The organism is Pseudomonas sp. (assembly GCF_051660785.1).
In the GTDB taxonomy this organism is placed as follows: domain Bacteria; phylum Pseudomonadota; class Gammaproteobacteria; order Pseudomonadales; family Pseudomonadaceae; genus Aquipseudomonas.
The window spans coordinates 253114-273689 of the sequence record NZ_JBOFQE010000089.1 but is presented as its reverse complement, the minus strand read 5'-3'; the positions used below and the strand labels follow the sequence as shown (position 1 = coordinate 273689).

The following is a 20576-nucleotide window of genomic DNA, read 5'->3' as shown; positions in this document are numbered from 1 at the left end:
GCGTGAAGCAATTATTTCGTTGTGGAGGCTGCCGTCATGGCCCACGAACTCTATACCCGTACCAACCAGAAGATTTATTTCGCCGGCCTGTCACTGGAAGCGCTCGCCAGAGCCGAAGAGGGGCGGGCGATGAATTCCCTGGCGCTGATCCAGGCCGGGCGTGAGTCGGCGTTGTTTCACTTGTACGGCGCGTTGCTGGGGCTGTGCCATGAAATTGCCGGCTTCTATCGCCTGCCTCAGGCCAATGCGCCTCGGGCGGAAATGCTGCTGACTCGCGAAGTGCTGGAAACGATCGCCATTCCCGAGATGGCTGAGATGGTCGAACTGGCCCAGAATCCGGAAACCTGGCTGGCCAAGTTGCTGGCGGCTCATGCGGCGATGTTCCAGCCGCCTCGCGCTCCGCATAAGCCCAAGGGTGACGTGACTCAGCCGCTCATCCTGGCGGTTAACCTGGATGAAGAAGAGTCGCCTGATGAGTTGAGTCGAGAAGAGCTGGAGAGCTGGCGCCAGAATCTGAAAGGGTTGGCGATCCGTTTTCGCGAAGGCTTGAACGAGTGCTGATCAGCTGGGTGCCGGCGGTGCGATTAAAAGCGCTGCTGGTCAAGTTACCGAGCGAAGCCTGACCGATGCCTATATAATCCCCGCCTTTCGTGGAGAACAGACCTTTATGCCAACGTCCTTTCTAGAAATTGTCGAGTTACCAGACGGCCGAATCGAGCTGCGCAGGGCCGAGGACGAGGGTTCTCTGGTTACTTTGGATTTCTCCGAGGATGCCAAGGCTTTCCTGCAGGGCCAGCACGTAGAAGTCGCCAAGGCGATGTTGAGCGTCGGTGTTCAGATGGCGGGGCGTTTGGTTGAAGGCGAATTCAATACCGATGAGAGTTCGCGGGTCCTTCATTGATCCCATTCGTCGCTTTCTGCTGATTCGGCTACGCACCGGCTTCTCTATCCTTTGAGAAGCCCCGCGCTATTCATTGCGCGCATTGTTTAAACGTTAACCCAAGCGAATGTTCAGGCTTTGTGCATCCCCGGTTCGGGCTGCGCTGATCAACTGCGACCGTGAGTTTGTGCTCAAAGGGTTGAGCCAGCTGACAACCGTGTGGCTGCGGCCCAGGCGCAGGGCTTCGCAGGTCAACTGCTGGGCACTCTGGGTGCCGCGAGGTTGCAGCAGCAGAATGCGTTCGCGGTTAAGTCCGGCGTCCCGCAGCCACGCCTGAGTCAGGCTGGCGGGCGGGGCGATCAGAGTCAGCCATCGCGCGTCCTGATCCTGGCTCAGTTCCCGGAGAATCGGCGCCAGAAGGTTCAGGCAGTTCCCGGCCGCACCACGCAGTGAAAGCTCGCTGAAGACTTCGGGTTCGGCGCTCCACGGCGACTCGACCACGTCTTTCAGGATTGGCGCCAACGGTTGCACCATGAATGCCTCGAACAACGGCAGTTGGGCTTGCTGTGAGGTGTGTGGGAACTGCATAAAGCCTCCTTTAGCGGCGAATGACGCCGACACTCAAGCCTTCGATCACCAGTTCCTGATCTTTCAGGTTGACTTCGATTGGGGCGAATTCAGGGTTTTCGGCAAGCAACCAGACCTTGCTGCCATCGCGCTTGAAGCGCTTGACGGTCACTTCGTCACCGATCCGCGCCACAACGATCTGGCCATTGCGGGCTTCCCGGGTGGTGTGGACGGCCAACAGGTCACCGTCGAAAATGCCGACATCCTTCATGCTCATGCCATGAACCCGCAGCAGATAATCAGCGCGCGGATGGAAGAAGGCGGGATTGATGTTGCAGGACTCTTCGATGTGCTGCTGGGCCAGAATCGGCGCCCCTGCAGCCACTCGGCCAATGATCGGCAAAGTAGAATCGTCGGCCTTGGCTTCGAAGCCCGGGATGCGAATGCCGCGGGAAGCGCCCGGGGTCATCTCGATCGCACCTTTGCGGGCCAGCGCCTTAAGATGTTCTTCCGCCGCGTTGGGCGACTTGAAACCCAGTTCCTGAGCGATTTCCGCGCGGGTCGGCGGGTAGCCGTTGTCTTCTAGGCAGCGTTTGATGAAGGCCAGAATCTCTGCTTGGCGTGGCGTCAGCTTTAGCATATTGATCGCTCTGTCTTTTTATACAGTGACTGGGATTATATACAGTGAAACGGTCTTGGCAATGCCCCTTTTTTGGCCGGCCGCTGGACGGTCGATCAGCCTGCTGATTAAAGCCTCGCTGATGTATGGTTAAATAGCTGACCGACCATTCCCAAAACGAACCGGCAGGCTTGACAACGCACAGGCTGAAACGTATGTTTCAAACAAGTGTTTGTCAGGCGGAGTAGCCATGGCCCAGTCGGAAACCGTTGAACGCATTCTTGATGCTGCCGAGCAGTTGTTCGCGGAAAAAGGTTTCGCTGAAACCTCGTTGCGTCTGATTACCAGCAAGGCCGGTGTCAATCTGGCGGCGGTCAACTATCACTTCGGTTCGAAAAAGGCGCTGATCCAGGCGGTCTTCTCGCGCTTTCTCGGTCCGTTTTGCCTGAGCCTCGATAAAGAGCTGGAACGGCGCCAGTCCAAGCCTGACAACAAGCCGACTCTTGAAGAGCTGCTCGAAATTCTTGTCGAGCAGGCGCTCGTCGTGCAGCCACGCAGTGGCAACGATCTGTCTATCTTCATGCGGTTGCTGGGGCTGGCGTTCAGCCAGAGCCAAGGCCACTTGCGTCGTTATCTGGAAGACATGTACGGCAAGGTGTTCCGCCGCTATATGATGCTGGTCAACGAAGCCGCGCCGCGCATTCCGCCGATCGAACTGTTCTGGCGCGTGCACTTCATGCTCGGCGCCGCGGCGTTCAGCATGTCGGGGATCAAGGCTTTGCGGGCGATTGCCGAGACCGATTTCGGTGTCAACACCTCTATTGAGCAGGTGATGCGCTTGATGGTGCCGTTCCTGGCCGCCGGCATGCGTGCCGAAACCGGCGTCACCGACGCAGCCATGGCCACCGCGCAATTGCGTCCGCGCAGCAAGTCGGCCCCGGCCGCCGCCAAGGTTTAACCGCACATGGGTGGGCGCGGCAGCTGACATCCGCTAAGCTAGCCGCCCATGCCGACTCTCGTTCTGAACCCGCTCCCCATTGATATCGCCGACCTGCCGGGCACAGCCCACGGCGGCGAATTCTCGCGAGCCGGGTTTTTCGTTATCAAGGAATCTCTATGACTGCTGGCCTGCAAGGCTCGTTGATGGTGGACGTCGCCGGTACCTGGCTGACGGCCGAAGATCGCCAATTGTTGCGTCAGCCCGAAGTGGGCGGCCTGATCATTTTCGCGCGCAACATCGAAAGCCCGCGCCAGGTGCGTGAGCTCAGCGCCGCGATTCGCTCCATTCGTCCCGATCTGTTGCTGGCGGTGGACCAGGAGGGCGGTCGCGTTCAGCGCCTGCGCCAAGGCTTCGTCCGGCTGCCGGCCATGCGCGCCATCGCCGACAATCCGAACGCCGAGTACCTGGCCGAGCAGTGCGGCTGGATCATGGCCACCGAAGTGCTGGCCGTCGGTCTCGACTTGAGTTTCGCCCCGGTGCTGGACCTGGATTACCAGCGCAGCGCCGTCGTCGGCACCCGTTCCTTCGAGGGCGACCCTGAGCGCGCAGCATTGCTGGCGGGTGCATTCATCCGCGGCATGAACAGCGCCGGCATGGCTGCCACCGGCAAGCATTTCCCCGGTCACGGTTGGGCCGAGGCGGATTCCCACGTGGCGATCCCGAACGACGAACGCAGCCTCGACGAAATCCGCGCCAACGACCTGGTGCCGTTCGCCAAACTGAGCAAACAACTGGCCGCCGTCATGCCGGCCCACGTTATTTATCCACAAGTCGATTCCCAGCCCGCCGGCTTCTCCCGCCGCTGGTTGCAGGAGATCCTGCGTGGCGAGTTGCAATTCGACGGCGTGATCTTCAGCGATGACCTGTCCATGGCCGGCGCCCACGTGGTTGGCGATGCCGCCAGCCGTATCGAAGCCGCGCTGACCGCAGGTTGCGACATGGGGCTAGTGTGCAACGACCGTGCTGCTGCGGAGCTGGCCTTGAGCGCCGCCCAGCGCTTAAAGGTCAAGCCGTCCGAGCGCATTGCGCGGATGCGTGGCCAGTCGTACGCCAACACTGAATACCGTCAGAACCCGCGCTGGCTGACCGCCATCGGCGCGCTCAAAGAAGCTCAACTGATTGAATAAGGACTTTTCGTTATGACGGTTTACGCGATTATCGGTGGCACCGGCCTGACTCAACTCGAAGGCCTGAACATTCGTCAGTCACTGGCGGTAGATACACCCTATGGCGCACCTTCGGCCGACGTGCAGATTGGTGAATACGCCGGGAAGGAAGTGCTGTTCCTTGCGCGTCACGGTCATCCGCACCGGCTCCCGCCCCATCAGGTGAACTATCGCGCCAACCTCTGGGCGCTGAAACAGGCCGGCGCTGAAGCGATCCTCGCGGTCAACGCCGTGGGCGGAATTCATGCCGCGATGGGCACCGGGCATTTCTGCGTGCCACATCAATTGATCGACTACACCAGCGGGCGCGAGCACACCTATTTCGCCGATAACCTGGAACACGTCACCCACATCGACTTCAGCTATCCCTACAGTGAGACATTGCGCCAGCAGTTGATCGCGGCGTTGGCGGCTGAAGGTCTCGATTACAGCAGTCAGGGCGTGTATGCCTGCACTCAGGGCCCACGTCTTGAAACCGTCGCTGAAATCGCGCGACTGGAACGTGATGGTTGCGACATTGTCGGCATGACTGGTATGCCGGAAGCAGCATTAGCGCGTGAGCTGGAACTGGATTATGCGTGTCTGGCGCTGGTGGTGAACCCGGCAGCGGGCAAGTCCGCGGCGGTGATCACCATGGCCGAGATCGAGCAGGCGTTGCAGGACGGGATAGGGAAGGTCAAGTCGACGTTGGCGCGGGTGCTTAAGGGCTGATCAGGCTCTATACCTAGTCGACCCCATCGCGGGCAAGCCACGCTCCCACAGGTACAGTGATCACCCTGTGGGAGCGGGCTTGCCCGCGATAGCAATCTATCTGGCGCCGCCGCTCTCAGCGCTTTTCCAACTTGTCCGGCAACGGCGCAAACAACGCTTCAATATCATCGCTCTGCAACTTCCAGTCGCCAGTCTTGCGCCCATCCAGCACGCCCGCCGCGAGGTCGGATTTTTCCTTTTGCAGGTGTTGAATCTTCTCTTCCACCGTGCCACGGGCAATCATCTTGTAGACGAACACCGGCTTCTCCTGGCCGATGCGATACGCCCGGTCAGTCGCCTGGTTTTCCGTCGCCGGGTTCCACCACGGATCATAGTGAATCACCGTATCCGCCTCGGTCAGGTTCAAACCAACACCGCCGGCCTTCAAGCTGATCAGAAAGATCTGACGTTTGCCGCTCTGGAAGTCCTTCACCGGCGCTCGTCGGTCGCGGGTCTGTCCCGTCAGCAACGCGTACTCAACGCCGCGTTTCTTCAGTTCGACCTCGATCAACGCCAGCATCGATGTGAACTGTGAAAACAGCAGAATCCGCCGACCTTCCTCAAACAACTCATCGAGCATTTCCATCAGGCTGTCGAGCTTGCCCGAGGTGCTGCCGCGCGTCGGCAGTGCGGCATCGTTGACCAGGCGCAGATCGCAGCACACCTGGCGCAGCTTCAGCAGCGCTTCAAGAATGATGATCTGGCTGCGCGCCACGCCTTTGCGAGTGATCTCGTCGCGGACTTTCTTGTCCATCGCCAGACGCATGGTTTCGTACACATCGCGCTGGGCTTCGTTGAGTTCGACCCAATGGATGATTTCGGTCTTCGGCGGCAGTTCCGTAGCCACCTGTTCCTTGGTCCTGCGCAGCAGGAACGGTTTGATCCGACCGTTGAGGTGCTGAAGTCTGACTTCACTGGCGCGCTTTTCGATCGGCACGCGGTAATCGCGGTTGAAGCTTTTAACGTCGCCGAGCCAGCCGGGCAGCAGGAAATGAAACAGCGACCACAGTTCACCCAAGTGGTTTTCCAGTGGCGTGCCACTCAGGCACAGACGCTGACGCGCATTCAGCTCACGGGCCGCCTGGGCTGCCTTGCTGTTGGGGTTTTTGATGTACTGCGCTTCGTCCAGCACCAGCACGTGCAGTGGCTGAGCCGCCAGACGTTCGACGTCCTTGGGCAGCAACGCATAGGTGGTCAGGATCAGGTCGTAATCGGCCAGGCTGTCGAAATGCTTTTTGCGACTGGCACCGTACAGCGCCAGCACATTGAGTTGCGGCGTGAAGTGCGCGGCTTCGTCGAGCCAGTTAGGGATCAGGCTGGTGGGCATCACCACCATGCACGGACGGTCGAGGCGTCCGGCGTTTTTCTCGCTGAGCATATGCGCCAGCGTCTGTAGGGTTTTACCCAAGCCCATGTCGTCCGCAAGAATTCCGCCGACTTCCAGCTGCCGCAACGACTGCATCCAGCTCAAGCCTTCCAGCTGATACGGGCGCAAGGTTGCGTTCAAACCTTCCGGCGCAATCGCGGTGTAGTCCTTGATGTCGCGTAAACGCTGGGCAAAGGTGCGGATCTGCTCGCCGCCTTCCCACAGCAGCGGCATGTCTTCCAGCGGATTCAGGCGTATGGCGTCGGCTTTACTCAGGCGCAGCGTGGTTTCGCCGGGCTCTTGCAGGTAGAACTCGCCAAGGGTCGCCAGCACCGGTTTCAACCGGCCGAAGGGCAGGGCGACCTGCAAGGGGCCGTGCTCGGAATTCGGGCGGTTGGGGATGTTCACCAGAATCAGTTCGTCGTCGCGCCGGCGGGCGAGGCGTTCCGGATTGAGGATTTCGGTGTGGGAGCGCATCAGGTTCAACAGGATCGGCAGCAAACTCAGGCGCTCGCCGTTGACGATGATCCCCAGTTCCAGATCAAACCAGTCGCGTTCCGGTGCCTGCTCGACGGTGGCGTACCAGTCGTCCACGGCGGTCAGGTCGAAACCGAAATCCTCGTCGATCTGAAGCTCCCAGCCCTGGCTGCGCAACTTCGGCAGCTCGTTGAGGGTGAAGGTCAGCCAGGCGCTGTCGTTGACCATTTCATAGAGTTCGCCGGCGCTCTCCGGTAAGGCTTTGCTTTGGCGGGTGGCGACTTTGAAGCCGAGGATTCGCAGCTGTTCCCTGTAGGTCTGTTCGACTTCCGGGTGGCGTTTTATCCGCAGCGTCTGGGTTTCCTGACGAATCAGCACGTCGGCGTTCTTCTGCCCGGAAACGTATTCATCGAGGTAACTGAAAGACAGCGCCGCGCGATGCTGGATGTAGCGTTGCATCTTGCCATTGCGCGGTTCGAAGGCGCTGAACTCGATGCTCGCCAGCCACAGGCGCGGCACCGGTTGCACGTTATCCACAAGCACTTGAGGCGGAGCCTTCGGGCTGCGGTTTTCCAGCACGGCTTGAAGTTTTTCCAGCAGTTCGGCGTCTTGTGCGGCGGCGGGATAGGCCAGGGTTTCCTGCACCTTCAGCAACACCGCTGCGCAATGCTTGCAGTTGGCGTGAACCGGGCACGTGCATGTGGCGTCGACCATCAGCAGCGTCGCTTTGGCTGACTCGCGCAGGCGAATGGTCTGACGGTAAACGTTACCGCCAGAGCCTTCGCAAGCGGCAATGATTGTAGAATCGCCGGCCTCGACGATCCTGACGCGGTTCTCCAGCGCGTAGCGACGGCCACGCTCCAGGCTCTGTTCCTTGAATCGGCTGACCCATGAAGGTGCCAGGGGTTTGCTCAGGGTCGCTGACATAAGGACTCAATCAGTCCGGAATTTCATCGGGGACTGGCCGAGGTGTCGGGGCGGTCAGCGAGGTGATCTTGATCAGCAGGGCCAGGTGACCGTTGTCGAGGAAGTTCAGCTGGCCGTTCTTGGTGTGGCTTTCCTGCTTCAGGCGTTCGCTGGCGGTGACCATGCCGTTGGCATCGATCTGGTTGACCCAGAAATCAGCGTCGACGTCGGTGAAGCGTCCGAGTTTCAAGCTCAGTGTGCCCTCGATCGGGAACTGGCCGAACTGTTCGGTGCCTTCGCTGATCGCGACTTTAGTGGGTTCTTCACCGAGCGGTTGCTGCCACGCCTTGTGCAGCAACACCGAGTACTCATTGCTGGCGGTGAGCTTTTCCACTTCAGGATTCAGGCTCGGTGTGCGGAAGCTGTCGGGACTGATGCGCTGGGCACCGGCCGCCCAGTCTTCCGGTGCGGCCTTGCTGACAATGGCAGGCACGGCGTTCTGCCGCACCAGGATCATTTCGACCTGGTAGAGGTCATCGGCAAACGCCGTCGGGGCGACCAGGGTGGTCAGCAAGGTCAGTAAACGAAACAGGCGCATGCGGCGTCCTTCAAGCAGTTTTTGGAATGAGGCACTCAAGCAGCGCCTCTACAGTATTAAAGCGCTCTTCCGGGCGCTCCATCGGGACCATGAATTTAAACATCGTGGCACCTTCGAATTTGTAGCGTTTTGGCTGGCCCTGGATCAGTTTGATCAGGGTCAGCGGATCGACCGGCGTCTGCGCCGCGAACTCGATCCGGCCGCCTTGCGGCCCGCCGTCGACTTTCTTGATGCCCAGCAGTTCGGCTTGCAGCTTCAATGCCGTGATGCGCATCAGGTTTTTGGTCGGTTCCGGCAGCAGGCCGAAACGGTCGATCATCTCCACTTGCAGGTCCTTGAGGCCTTCCTCATCGGTGGCCGAGGCAATGCGTTTGTAGAGAATCAGTCGGGCATGTACGTCCGGCAAGTAGGCTTCGGGAATCAGCGCCGGTACGCGCAGATTGACTTCCGGACCACCGCCCAGCGGCTGGTCGAGGTTCGGTTGTTCGCCCTTGCGGATCGATTTCACCGCGCGCTCGAGCATTTCCATATACAGGGTGAAACCGACGGCCTGGATCTGCCCGCTCTGACCGTCGCCTAGCAATTCGCCGGCGCCGCGGATTTCCAGGTCGTTGGTGGCGAGCACGAAGCCCGCGCCGAGGTCCTGGGTGTTGGCGATCGCTTCCAGACGCTTTTCCGCGTCTGGCGTGATCTGCTGACGCGGCGGCGTCAGCAAATAAGCGTAAGCCTGGTGGTGACTGCGACCAACCCGGCCACGCAACTGGTGCAGCTGCGCCAGGCCGAATTTGTCGGCACGCTCGATGATGATGGTGTTGGCGCTCGGCACGTCGATGCCGGTCTCGATGATGGTCGAGGCGATCAGCACGTTGAAGCGCTTGTGGTAGAAGTCGCTCATCACCTGTTCGAGTTCGCGTTCACGCATCTGCCCGTGGCCGATGCCGATCCGCGCTTCCGGCACCAGTTCGGCGAGGTCGGCGGCGCATTTCTCGATGGTCTTCACGTCGTTGTGCAGGTAGTAGACCTGACCGCCGCGCAGCAACTCACGCAGCAGGGCCTCTTTGACCGTGCTCTTGTTCTGCTCCATGACGAAGGTCCGCACGGACAGGCGACGGGCCGGCGGCGTGGCAATGATCGACAGGTCGCGCATGCCCGACACCGCCATGTTCAGCGTGCGTGGAATCGGCGTGGCGGTCAGGGTGAGGATGTCGACTTCACTGCGCAGGGCCTTGAGCTGTTCTTTTTGACGAACACCAAAACGGTGTTCTTCGTCGATGATCACCAGCCCGAGGTTTTTGATCTTCACGTCGTCCTGCAGCAGCTTGTGCGTGCCGATGACGATGTCGATCTTGCCTTCGGCGAGATCGGCGACTGCGGCATTCACTTCCTTGGTCGACTTGAAACGGCTCATCACTTCCACGCTCACCGGCCAGTCGGCGAAGCGGTCGCGGAAACTGTTGTAATGCTGTTGGGCGAGCAGGGTGGTCGGCACCAGGATCGCCACCTGACGACCGCCATGCACCGCAATGAAGGCCGCGCGCATCGCCACTTCGGTCTTGCCGAAGCCGACGTCGCCGCAGACCAGGCGGTCCATCGGTTTTGGCGCGAGCATGTCGGCGCGCACGGCATCGATGGTGGTTTGCTGGTCCGGGGTTTCTTCGAACGGGAAGCCGGCGCTGAACGTCGCGTAATCGGCTTTAGGGTCTTCGAAGGCGTAACCTTCGCGAGCGGCGCGACGGGCATAGATGTCGAGCAATTCCGCCGCCACGTCGCGCACCTGTTCGGCCGCTTTGCGTTTGGCTTTCTGCCAGGTTTCGGAGCCGAGACGATGCAGCGGGGCCAAGGCATCGTCGCTACCAGTGTAACGGGCGATCAGGTGCAGGTTGGCCACGGGCACGTAAAGCTTGGCGCCTTCGGCGTATTGCAGGGTCAGGAACTCGGCAGCCTGATCGTCGATTTCCAGGGTCGCCAGCCCGAGGTAGCGACCGACGCCGTGATCGATGTGCACCACCGGCGCACCTTCGCGCAGCTCGGTAAGGTTCTTGATCACTGCGTCGTTGTTGGCGTCGGCGCGTTTTTCGCGGCGACGGCGCTGCATCACGCGCTGACCGAACAACGGACTTTCGGCCACCAGGGCCAGGGCCGGGTTGTCGAGCACCAGGCCTTCGTCGAGCGGCGCAATGGTGATCGCCAGGCGTTCCTTGCTCGCGACGAAATCCGGCCAGCTGTCGACGGTTTTAGGTCGCAGCTTCAGACGTTCGAGCAATTCCAGCAGCACTTCACGACGGCCTGCGGACTCGGCGGTAAACAACACGCGTCCGGGGAAATCGTCGAGGAAACCGGCCAGCGCTGCCAATGGCTGGGTGGCCTTGGCTTCGATGGCCAGGTTCGGCAGTTCACGCGCCGGGAAGCGCTCGCGGCCAACGCCGGTTTCCACGTCTTGCTGACTGGCCACCACGCGCGGCCAGTTCTTCAGGCGGGCGAAGCAGTCTTCCACGGGCAGGAACAACTCGGCCGGTGGCAATAAAGGACGGGACGGATCGACGCGACGCTCTTCGTAGCGATTGCGCACGTCGTTCCAGAAGTTCTCTGCGGCCTGTTCGATGCCCGGCAGGGAGAACACTTGCGTGTCCTGGGGCAGGTAATCGAACAGTGTCGAGGTTTCGTCGAAAAACAGTGGCAGGTAGTATTCGATACCGGCCGGTGTAATCCCGCTGCTCAAATCCTGAAAGATCGGGCAGCGGCGGAAGTCGACATCAAAACGCTCACGGAAGCGCGCCTTGAAGCGGGTCACCGCGTCTTTCTGCAGCGGGAATTCCCGCGCAGGCAGAAGACGAACGGTGTCGACCTTGTCGATTGAACGCTGGTTTTCCGGATCGAAGGTACGCAGCGTCTCGATTTCGTCGTCGAACAAGTCGATACGGAAGGGCAGTTTACTGCCCATCGGGAACAGATCGATCAACGATCCACGGACGGTAAATTCGCCGTGCTCGTACACCGTGTCGACGTAGCGATAGCCACTGGCTTCAAGTCGGGTGCGCATCTGCTCGACGTCGAGCTTCTGGCCAACATCCAGCACCAGGCTGCTGCCGAGCAGGAATTTGGTCGGCGCGAGGCGATGCAGCGCCGTGGTGATCGGCACGACCAATACGCCATGACTCAGCTCCGGCAACCTGTACAAGGCGGCGATACGCTGGGAAATGATGTCCTGGTGGGGCGAAAACAGATCGTAGGGCAGGGTTTCCCAGTCCGGGAAATGCAGCACGGGCAAATCCGGGGCGAAGAAACTCAGCTCCTGTTCCAGCCGTTCGGCACTTTGGCTGTCGGCAGTCAGCAGCAGGGTAAAGCGCTTGGCAGCGCTGGCAGCCTCGGCGATGGCCAGGCTCAGGGCGGCACCGGGCAGATTGCCCCAGTGCTGTTTACCTGCCGCAGCAGGGAGAAGCGGTAGACGCAGAACGGGCACGGAAGGTTGAGCTCCAAGCGTTGCGACAAAGTCGGTAATTGTAGCGGCCCCGGGTGCCGCCTGTCAGTTGCTGACTGTGTCTATTACGCAGGTTTGGCGAAATGTAGTGGTAAAGACAAAATCTGCCGGTTTTTTGCTGGAAATTGATGATTATGTAGTGGCAAAACGACCGAGTGTTACGGAGGGTTACGGATAAGACAGCGGTGTCTCCAAAAAATTGACTGCGCTGAAACCCGCGGTTTTACTGGGCTCGAGCGGTGCGTGATTTTTTTGAACAGAAAATTGTTACCGGTCGCACGACAGGCGCGCATTGCTACGGGAGGCACTCGGCGGCATAATGTAGCCCCTTTTTTCTGCCCCTACATGTGGAAGGTTCCCGTGACTCAGAAGCCCGACCAGTGTCTTGGTGAATGGATCGACCGTGAAGCACTCGCAGAAGCGATGATTCCGCTTATCGGTCAGCTCTACCGCAACAACAACGTGGTGAGCTCGATCTATGGCCGCAGCCTGATCAACCAGTCTGTCATCGCGATTCTCAAAGCTCACCGCTTTGCTCGCCATCGTTCTTCCGACGATAGCGAACTCTCCGTCCACGAAACATTCCCTCTGCTGAAAGCCATGAGCGAGCTCAAGCTCGGCGCTGCTTCGGTAGACCTGGGCAAGTTGGCGTACAAATTCCGCGTCGAAGGCAATGGTCGCACTGCCGAGCAGTTCGTCCGTGAAGAAATGGCTGACGTGGTTGGTCAGCAAAACGCTTCCGCTCGCAAAGGCACCGATGTCGTGCTGTACGGCTTCGGTCGTATCGGCCGTCTGCTGGCGCGCATCCTGATCGAGAAAACCGGTGGTGGCGACGGTCTGCGTCTGCGTGCCATCGTGGTGCGCAAGGGCGCCGAAAACGACCTGACCAAGCGTGCCAGCCTGCTGCGCCGCGATTCGGTACATGGTTCGTTCAACGGCACCATCACCATCGACGAAGAAAACAACACCATTACCGCCAACGGCAACCTGATCCAGGTTATCTACGCGAAAAACCCGACTGAAGTGGATTACACCCAGTACGGCATCAAAGACGCGCTGCTGGTGGACAACACCGGCGTATGGCGTGACGCCGATGGCCTGGGTCAGCACCTGGCGTGCCCGGGTATCGACCGCGTTGTTCTGACCGCACCTGGCAAAGGCAAGCTGAAGAACATCGTTCACGGCATCAACCACAGTGAAATCACCGCTGAAGACAAGATCGTGTCCGCCGCCTCTTGCACCACCAACGCCATCGTGCCGGTGCTCAAGGCTGTGAATGACAAGTTCGGCATCATCAACGGTCACGTCGAAACCGTTCACTCGTACACCAACGACCAGAACCTGATCGACAACTTCCACAAAGGCGATCGCCGTGGCCGCAGCGCCGCGCTGAACATGGTGATCACCGAGACCGGTGCTGCTACCGCTGCTGCCAAGGCCCTGCCTGAGCTGGCCGGCAAGCTGACCGGTAACGCGATCCGCGTTCCGACGCCAAACGTGTCGATGGCCATTCTCAACCTGAACCTTGAGAAAGCCGCCACCCGTGAAGAGATGAACGAGTACCTGCGCTACATGGCGCTGCACTCCGATCTGCATAAGCAAATCGACTTCGTCAATTCGCAGGAAGTGGTTTCCACCGACTTCGTTGGCTCGCGCCACGCAGGCGTTGTGGATGCTGAAGCAACCATCACCCAAGACAACCGCGTTGTTCTGTACGTTTGGTACGACAACGAATTCGGTTACAGCTGCCAGGTGGTTCGCGTGATGGAAGACATGGCCGGTGTAAACCCGCCAGCATTCCCGCGCTAAGCTTTAGCTGCACATGAAAACGCCCCGACATATGTCGGGGCGTTTTTGTTTGTGCAGGCTTTTTTCCGCGTCTTCAGGTCGGGCCTCATCGCTAGCAGGCTAGCTCCCACACTGAATCTGTGGCGTCACAAGCTCCCTGTGGGAGCTAGCCTGCTAGCGATGGCGTCCTGTCAGGCGCCGCCAGCCACAGCAGCCTGCGCCGTCCGCAATTCATGCCGATTGCCTTTGAACAACACCAGCGTCGCAATCAACCCCAACACCGCCGCGCCACTGAGCCAGATCCCCGGTGCAGCCTTGTTATCCAGCACATGAATCAGGTACGTACACGCCGCCGGCGTAAACCCGCCGAACGTTGCAGTCGCCAGACTGTAGGCCAACGAGAAACCGGTGGTACGAACTTCCACTGGCATGATTTCGGTCAGCGCCACGACCATCGCCCCGTTGTACGAGCCATACAGGAACGACAGCCACAACTCGACGATCAGCAAATGGCTGAAACTCGGGTTCGCCACCAGCCACGACAGGGCAGGATAGGCCGTCAGGATCGCCAGAATCGTCGCCGCCAGAAGTAGGGGTTTACGCCCGATCTTGTCGGACACAGCGCCCATCACCGGCAGCCAGAAGAAGTTCGACAACCCGATGCACACCGTCACCAGCAACGCATCCAGGTCGGACAGGTGCAGTTCGGCTTTGCCGAAGGTCGGGGTGTAGGCGGTAATCAGGTAGAACGACACCGTGGTCATCACCACCAGCGCCATGCCGGCGATGACGATGCCAAAGTTCTGGCTGATCGAGCGGACGACTTCCCGCAGGGTTGGGCGGTGCTTGCGCGCCTGGAACTCCGGCGTTTCTTCCAGCGAACGACGAATCACGAAGATCACCGGCACAATCATGCAGCCGATCAGGAACGGTACGCGCCAGCCCCAGTCACCCATTTCTTCGGGGCTGAGCCAGTGGTTCAAACCGACGCCCAACAGCCCGGCAAATACCACCGCGGCCTGCTGACTGGCGGACTGCCAACTGACAAAGAAGCCCTTGCGGCCAGGTGTGGAGATCTCCGCCAGGTAAACCGACACACCGCCCAATTCCACGCCGGCCGAGAAGCCTTGCAGCAGTCGGCCGAATAGAACGAGCAGCGGTGCGGCGACGCCGAGGGTGGCGTAACCCGGCACGCACGCGATCAGCACCGTACCGGCCGCCATCATCGCCAGGGTGATGATCAGGCCTTTGCGGCGACCATGACGGTCGATATAGGCGCCGAGGAAAATCGCCCCCAAAGGGCGCATCAGGAAGCCGGCACCGAACGTGGCCAGCGACAACATCAGGGAAGCGAAAGCGCTGTCGGCGGGGAAGAAGGTTTTGGCGATGGCCGTGGCGTAAAAGCCGTAGACCATAAAGTCGAACATTTCGAGAAAGTTACCGCTGACAACGCGAAAAATCGCTTTGCCTTTGCTCGTATTGGAAGACATGTGCAGGTACTCACGCTGGTAAATCTTGTTTGAAACGCCGGACCTGAGGGCGCGAGACCGGCTTGCTCCCTCAGGTTTTGCGCCTTGCTGACAGGCACTGGCAGACCTCGCGCCCATGCGCTCTGAGGCCCATAATGGCGGGCGCGGTTTTGAGGGGAGATGAAGATTTGTTAACTGGACGGTGGAGTGGACTTGTGGTGCTGGCCGGCGTTTTGTCCGGTTGTGGCAGCGGCGAAAGCCTGGAGCGCTTCGACGGCCCGACCATGGGCAGTCGTTATTCCATTCAATACGTAAGACATTCCGCCACGCCCGGGCCGAAAGCGGTGCAGGCCGAAGTGGAAAAAATCCTCGCCGACGTCGATCAGCAAATGTCCACCTACCGCAGCGACTCAGACATCGAACGTTTCAACGATCTCCCGGCCCATCGCTGTCAGAAAATGCCCGCGTCGATCCTCAAGCTGATCCGTGTCGGCGAGCAACTCTCGGAACAAAGTGAAGGCTCCTACGACCTGACGGTTGAACCGCTGCTCAACCTCTGGGGTTTCGGTCCGCAGGCCCGTGAGGAAAAAGTCCCCGCTGCCCAGGCGCTCGCCGAAGTCAGGCAGCGCGTCGGCTACCAACACCTGCGCATCGACCGCGACCAGCTGTGCAAGGATGCCGCCGTCGAAGTCGACTTCAACAGCATCGCAGCCGGGTACGCCGTCGACACCATTGCCGGAAAACTCGAAGCGTTGGGTATCCATAATTACCTGGCCGAAGTCACCGGCGAGCTCAAGGCTGCGGGCAAAAAACTCGATGGATCGGCCTGGAAAATCGCGCTGGAAGAGCCCCGCGACGATCAGCAAGTCGCGCAAAAAATCCTCGCGGTCGACGGCTACGGCCTGTCCACCTCCGGCGACTACCGCAATTATTTTCAGCAGGACGGCAAGCGTTATTCCCACACCTTCGATGCCCGCACCGGTGCGCCGGTCTCACACACCCTGGCGTCAGTCACGGTAATTAATCCTTCAGCGCTGATGGCCGATGGCTTATCGACGCTGTTGCTGATTCTTGGCCCGGAGCGCGGTTGGGACTACGCAGAAAAACACGATATCGGCGCATTTTTTGTGATCCGTGCCGATACAGGTTTCGTCACACGCACCAATCAGGCTTTTGAGCGCCTCAGTGGCGGCAAAACCGAATGATTGCGATGGTTCGCGCATTGAAGACTGGCGTTGTAGTGCAGGCAAAACTAGCCTACGACGCGACCAAGGGTTAATGTGCCCGGCGTTGACGCTTCTATAGACTGTGTCCGGGTTCTGCATTGGCCCCAAATTGTTCCTTCACGCCACAGATCGGCGTGATTTAGCCGCAGGTGCCGAGGGCGCCGCGGCCTGTTCTGAGGAGTACGCATGGCTGTCTACAACTACGACGTGGTGGTACTGGGTTCCGGCCCGGCGGGAGAAGGCGCGGCAATGAACGCCGCCAAGGCAGGGCGCAAGGTGGCGATGGTCGATAGCCGTCGCCAGGTCGGCGGCAACTGCACCCACCTGGGTACCATCCCGTCCAAGGCACTGCGTCACTCGGTCCGGCAGATCATGCAGTTCAACACCAACCCGATGTTCCGGGCCATTGGTGAGCCGCGCTGGTTCTCGTTCCCGGACGTGCTGAAAAGCGCCGAAAAAGTCATTTCCAAACAAGTCGCTTCGCGCACCGGCTACTACGCCCGTAACCGCGTCGACGTGTTCTTCGGCACCGGCAGCTTCGCCGACGAGCAAACCATCGAAGTGGTCTGCGCCAACGGCGTGGTCGAAAAACTGGTGGCCAAGCACATCATCATCGCCACCGGCTCGCGTCCTTATCGCCCGGCGGACATCGATTTCCATCACCCGCGTATCTACGATAGCGACACGATCCTCAGCCTCGGCCACACCCCGCGCAAACTCATCGTTTACGGCGCCGGCGTGATCGGTTGCGAGTACGCCTCGATCTTCAGTGGCCTGGGTGTACTGGTTGAGCTGGTGGACAACCGCGGTCAGTTGCTGAGCTTCCTCGACTCTGAAATTTCCCAGGCCCTGAGCTATCACTTCAGCAACAACAACATCACGGTTCGCCACAACGAAGACTACGACCGCGTCGAAGGCGTGGACAACGGCGTGATCCTCCACCTCAAGTCCGGCAAGAAAATCAAGGCCGACGCCTTGCTCTGGTGCAACGGCCGTACCGGCAACACCGATCAGCTGGGTCTGGAAAACATCGGCGTGAAGGTCAACAGCCGTGGCCAGATCGAAGTCGACGAAGCCTATCGCACCTGCGTACCGAACATTTACGGTGCCGGTGACGTGATCGGCTGGCCGAGCCTGGCCAGTGCCGCGCATGACCAGGGTCGTTCGGCCGCTGGCAGCATCGTCGATAACAACAGCTGGCGCTTCGTGAATGACGTGCCGACCGGCATCTACACCATTCCGGAGATCAGCTCGATCGGCAAGAACGAGCAGGAGCTGACCCAGGCCAAGGTGCCGTACGAAGTGGGCAAGGCGTTCTTCAAGAGCATGGCGCGTGCACAGATTGCCGGCGAGCCTCAGGGCATGCTGAAAATCCTGTTCCACCGCGAGACCCTGGAAGTGCTGGGCGTTCACTGCTTCGGTTATCAGGCGTCGGAGATCGTGCACATCGGTCAGGCGATCATGAGCCAGCCGGGCGAACTGAACACGCTGAAGTATTTCGTCAACACGACGTTCAACTACCCGACCATGGCCGAAGCCTATCGGGTAGCGGCATACGATGGCCTCAACCGGCTTTTTTGAGCGGCTCCGGCCGGTGGCCTGAGCCGGCCGGGGAGACCGATTTCAGCAATTCTCGAGGGTGGCGCTGGCCAAACCGGGAAAGTCTGTAATCAGGCTGTCAACGCCGAAGTCGGCGAGTCTGCGCATCAGCGCGGGCTCGTTGACTGTCCATACCGACACATGCAGCCCCTGACGCTGCGCCTTCTGCAGGCGTTCCGGCGTACACAGGGTCCAGTTCAGCGCCAGAATCTCACAGCCATAACTTTGCGCGACCTTCAACGGGTCGAGCCACGCATACTCGGCCACCAGGCCGCGGGACACGTCCGGCACCAGGTCAAGTGCGGCTTTCAATACTTCACGTGAACTCGACGTGATCGTGACCTTGTCGAGCAGGCCGAAACGCTGGGCCATTTCGCGAATCGCCAGCACGGTCGTCGCGGCGCGGGTGCGTGAGGCGCTTTTGACTTCCAGCTGCCAGTGCTCGAAATCGCATTTCTCGAACAGTTCTTCCAGTGTCGGAATCGGACAGGGCTTGACCCAGCCCGGGCCTCCCTTGCGTGCGTCGTAGGTCACCAGATCGGCCGCCGTGTGCTCGACGACCTTGCCGCGCCGGTCGGTGGTGCGCTTGAGCGTCGGGTCGTGGATGACCATCAACTCGTTGTCCATGGACAGGTGCAGGTCCAGTTCGCAGCGGCGAACGCCGTGCTTGAGGCATTGCTGAAAACTGGTCAGCGTGTTTTCCGGTGCTTCGCCCTTGGCGCCGCGATGGCCGTAGATGAGGGTCACGGTTCTTCCTTAATTTAAATGCCTGATTCGTTTTCGCGGGCCAGACGTCGTTCCTGGGCCTGCTTCTGCAAAATGTAGCGGGCGAGCAATTGGCGCTGGGCGTCGGTCGGATATTCGAACTCGGTGCCGACATCGTAGGCGCCAGCCTTGCGATCGCAATGCGTGACCTTGGCCCGCAGCAACAGGCCGAGGGCTTGCGGCATCAATACCAGTTTGACCGACAGGTGCGCGCCCACGGCGATGGGCGTCGGGTACTGAAATTCGATGCCGCCTTCGGAAATGATCACCGGCTGCGGCTCGCCGATCTGCCCGAGCACGGTGATGGCGATCACCTGGCTCAGCAGATCGATGCGTTTGTTCTGGGATTTCAGGAATGCCGCGAGGTTGCGGTCGCGCTCGCTGATCTGGCGCAGCAGGTGTTGCGACTCGAATTCGCTCAGGTGCAGCTCGCTGAGCAAGTTGAACAGTGGGGAAGCATCCTGCAACACTTCCTGGCCTGCGGCTTCGGGAGCGGACAGGGGCCGAATTTCCAGTGCGATCGTGTCCTCGATACGGTAGTATTCGCGGCGATCTTCTTCATCTAATGTCGACATGGCGAACCCATGGTAGCGGCGGTGGTCTGAGTGTAAAGCTGGTTATCGACCCCCGCCACAAGGACGTTCCTTTTCCCTCCGAACAAGCCCCGACATGTTCAGACCTCTCTTCGTATTTATTGGCACGCGTTATACCCGTGCAAAGCGTCGCAATCATTTTGTGTCATTCATTTCCCTGACCTCGATGATCGGACTCGCCCTCGGCGTGGTCGTGATGATCGTCGTGCTGTCGGTCATGAACGGCTTCGATCATGAGATGCGCACCCGCGTGCTGGGCATGGTGCCCCACGCGACCATCGAGTCCGGTGAACCGATCAGCGACTGGCAAAGCCTGGCCGCCAAGGTCAAGCAGAACCCGCAAGTGACGGCCGTTGCGCCGTTTACCCAGATGCAGGGTTTGCTGACCAACAACGGCAAGGTCTCCAAAGTCCTGCTCAATGCCATCGACCCTGCGCTGGAACGCCAGGTCTCGATCATTGATAACTTCATGCAGCAGGGCAAACTCGACGACCTCACGCCGGGCAGTTTCGGCATCGTCATCGGCGACAAGGCGGCCGCCAAGCTCGGCGCGGCCATCGGCGACAAGCTGACCTTCGTCGCGCCGGAAGTCACCGTGACCCCGGCCGGGATGTTCCCGCGCATGAAGCGCTTTACCGTGGTCGGCATCTTCCATGTCGGCGCCGGTGAGATCGACGGGTATCTGGGCGTGACCAACCTGCAGGATCTGGCAAAGCTGCACCGCTGGAAGCCGGATCAGGTCCAGGGCATCCGCCTGAAGTTCGACGACCTGTTCCAGGCGCCGCGCACCGCGTGGAATATTGCCCAGCAACTCGGCGAAGACCATTTCTATGCCCGCGACTGGACGCGCACTCACGGCAACCTGTATCAGGCGATTCGCATGGAAAAAGCCATGATCGGCCTGTTGCTGCTGCTGATCGTCGCCGTCGCCGCGTTCAACATCATTTCCACGCTGGTGATGGTGGTGAACGACAAGAAGGGCGACATCGCGATTCTGCGCACCCTGGGCTCCACGCCAGGGCAGATCATGGCCATCTTCATGGTCCAGGGCACGGTCATTGGTGTGATTGGTACGCTGATCGGCGCGGTGGTCGGGATCTTCGCCGCGCTGAACGTCAGCGCCGCGATCTCGGCCCTCGAAGGGTTGATCGGCCACAAGTTCCTCAACGCCGACGTGTACTTCATCGATTACCTGCCGTCGCAAGTGCAGAGCCAGGATGTATTGATGGTCTGCGCCGCCGCGTTGGTCCTGAGTTTCCTCGCCACCCTGTATCCAGCCTGGCGTGCCGCGCGCACCCAGCCTGCGGAGGCGCTACGTTATGAGTGAGT

The 20576-nt window shown here is 60.1% G+C and carries 17 protein-coding genes; 9 read left to right on the top strand and 8 right to left on the bottom strand.

Annotation, left to right across the window (positions count from 1 at the left end; genetic code table 11):
* Positions 1–36: 36 nt before the first annotated feature.
* Both ACRC4F_RS25995 and ACRC4F_RS25990 read left to right on the top strand, forming a co-directional pair.
* Complete coding sequence (locus tag ACRC4F_RS25995; RefSeq protein WP_438661920.1) at positions 37–561, top strand: DUF6586 family protein; 525 nt, start codon at positions 37–39, stop codon at positions 559–561.
* A 106-nt stretch (positions 562–667) separates the two neighbouring features.
* On the top strand, positions 668–901 hold the full coding sequence (locus tag ACRC4F_RS25990) for a hypothetical protein (RefSeq protein WP_010456352.1): 234 nt from the start codon (positions 668–670) through the stop codon (positions 899–901).
* A gap of 93 nt (positions 902–994) precedes the next feature.
* On the opposite strand, the gene sulA is transcribed toward ACRC4F_RS25990, so the two are convergent.
* Both sulA and lexA read right to left on the bottom strand, forming a co-directional pair.
* Positions 995–1468 (bottom strand): SOS-induced cell division inhibitor SulA, encoded by a 474-nt coding sequence (sulA, locus tag ACRC4F_RS25985; protein WP_438661919.1) that lies wholly within the window; start codon positions 1466–1468, stop codon positions 995–997.
* 10 nt (positions 1469–1478) lie between these two features.
* The gene (lexA, locus tag ACRC4F_RS25980; protein WP_438661918.1) at positions 1479–2087 is read right to left on the bottom strand and encodes a transcriptional repressor LexA; all 609 of its coding nucleotides are present in this window, start codon (positions 2085–2087) and stop codon (positions 1479–1481) included.
* Positions 2088–2316: 229 nt separating this feature from the next.
* Between lexA and ACRC4F_RS25975 the strand changes: the two genes are divergently transcribed.
* The 3 genes from ACRC4F_RS25975 to ACRC4F_RS25965 all read left to right on the top strand — a co-directional run bounded on the left by ACRC4F_RS25975 (position 2317) and on the right by ACRC4F_RS25965 (position 4943).
* The gene (locus ACRC4F_RS25975; RefSeq protein ID WP_438661917.1) at positions 2317–3024 is read left to right on the top strand and encodes a TetR family transcriptional regulator; all 708 of its coding nucleotides are present in this window, start codon (positions 2317–2319) and stop codon (positions 3022–3024) included.
* Between the two features lie 170 nt (positions 3025–3194).
* Positions 3195–4193: a beta-N-acetylhexosaminidase gene (gene nagZ, locus ACRC4F_RS25970; RefSeq protein ID WP_438661939.1), complete on the top strand. Its 999-nt coding sequence runs from the start codon at positions 3195–3197 to the stop codon at positions 4191–4193.
* A gap of 12 nt (positions 4194–4205) precedes the next feature.
* Positions 4206–4943: an S-methyl-5'-thioinosine phosphorylase gene (locus ACRC4F_RS25965; protein WP_438661916.1), complete on the top strand. Its 738-nt coding sequence runs from the start codon at positions 4206–4208 to the stop codon at positions 4941–4943.
* Positions 4944–5058: 115 nt separating this feature from the next.
* Here ACRC4F_RS25965 and ACRC4F_RS25960 read toward each other — a convergent pair whose 3' ends face one another.
* From ACRC4F_RS25960 to mfd, 3 genes are read right to left on the bottom strand one after another with little or no spacing between them, the layout of a single operon-like run.
* A complete protein-coding gene (locus tag ACRC4F_RS25960; protein ID WP_438661915.1) occupies positions 5059–7752 on the bottom strand; it encodes an SNF2-related protein in 2694 nt (897 codons plus the stop codon).
* Positions 7753–7762: 10 nt separating this feature from the next.
* Positions 7763–8329, bottom strand: a complete 567-nt coding sequence (locus ACRC4F_RS25955; protein ID WP_438661914.1) for a CsiV family protein — start codon at positions 8327–8329, stop codon at positions 7763–7765.
* A gap of 10 nt (positions 8330–8339) precedes the next feature.
* The gene (mfd, locus tag ACRC4F_RS25950; RefSeq protein WP_438661913.1) at positions 8340–11789 is read right to left on the bottom strand and encodes a transcription-repair coupling factor; all 3450 of its coding nucleotides are present in this window, start codon (positions 11787–11789) and stop codon (positions 8340–8342) included.
* Between the two features lie 363 nt (positions 11790–12152).
* Here mfd and ACRC4F_RS25945 point away from each other — a divergent pair, with 363 nt between their 5' ends.
* Positions 12153–13616, top strand: a complete 1464-nt coding sequence (locus ACRC4F_RS25945) for a glyceraldehyde-3-phosphate dehydrogenase (RefSeq protein WP_438661912.1) — start codon at positions 12153–12155, stop codon at positions 13614–13616.
* A gap of 170 nt (positions 13617–13786) precedes the next feature.
* On the opposite strand, the gene ACRC4F_RS25940 is transcribed toward ACRC4F_RS25945, so the two are convergent.
* Positions 13787–15085: an MFS transporter gene (locus ACRC4F_RS25940; RefSeq protein WP_438661911.1), complete on the bottom strand. Its 1299-nt coding sequence runs from the start codon at positions 15083–15085 to the stop codon at positions 13787–13789.
* A 134-nt stretch (positions 15086–15219) separates the two neighbouring features.
* Between ACRC4F_RS25940 and ACRC4F_RS25935 the strand changes: the two genes are divergently transcribed.
* Complete coding sequence (locus tag ACRC4F_RS25935) at positions 15220–16269, top strand: FAD:protein FMN transferase (protein WP_438661910.1); 1050 nt, start codon at positions 15220–15222, stop codon at positions 16267–16269.
* Positions 16270–16476: 207 nt separating this feature from the next.
* On the top strand, positions 16477–17871 hold the full coding sequence (gene sthA, locus ACRC4F_RS25930) for a Si-specific NAD(P)(+) transhydrogenase (protein ID WP_007907752.1): 1395 nt from the start codon (positions 16477–16479) through the stop codon (positions 17869–17871).
* Between the two features lie 42 nt (positions 17872–17913).
* On the opposite strand, the gene ACRC4F_RS25925 is transcribed toward sthA, so the two are convergent.
* Both ACRC4F_RS25925 and ACRC4F_RS25920 read right to left on the bottom strand, forming a co-directional pair.
* Entirely contained in the window at positions 17914–18636 is a 723-nt protein-coding gene (locus ACRC4F_RS25925) for a glycerophosphodiester phosphodiesterase (RefSeq protein WP_438661909.1), read from the bottom strand.
* Between the two features lie 14 nt (positions 18637–18650).
* Positions 18651–19229, bottom strand: coding sequence for a PilZ domain-containing protein (locus tag ACRC4F_RS25920; protein WP_438661908.1), 579 nt, complete (start codon positions 19227–19229; stop codon positions 18651–18653).
* Positions 19230–19323: 94 nt separating this feature from the next.
* On the opposite strand from ACRC4F_RS25920, the gene ACRC4F_RS25915 reads away from it, so the two are divergent.
* Positions 19324–20574 carry a lipoprotein-releasing ABC transporter permease subunit gene (locus ACRC4F_RS25915; RefSeq protein WP_109629005.1) on the top strand — a complete coding sequence of 417 codons (1251 nt, stop codon included), beginning with the start codon at positions 19324–19326 and terminating at the stop codon, positions 20572–20574.
* Positions 20575–20576 lie beyond the last annotated feature (2 nt).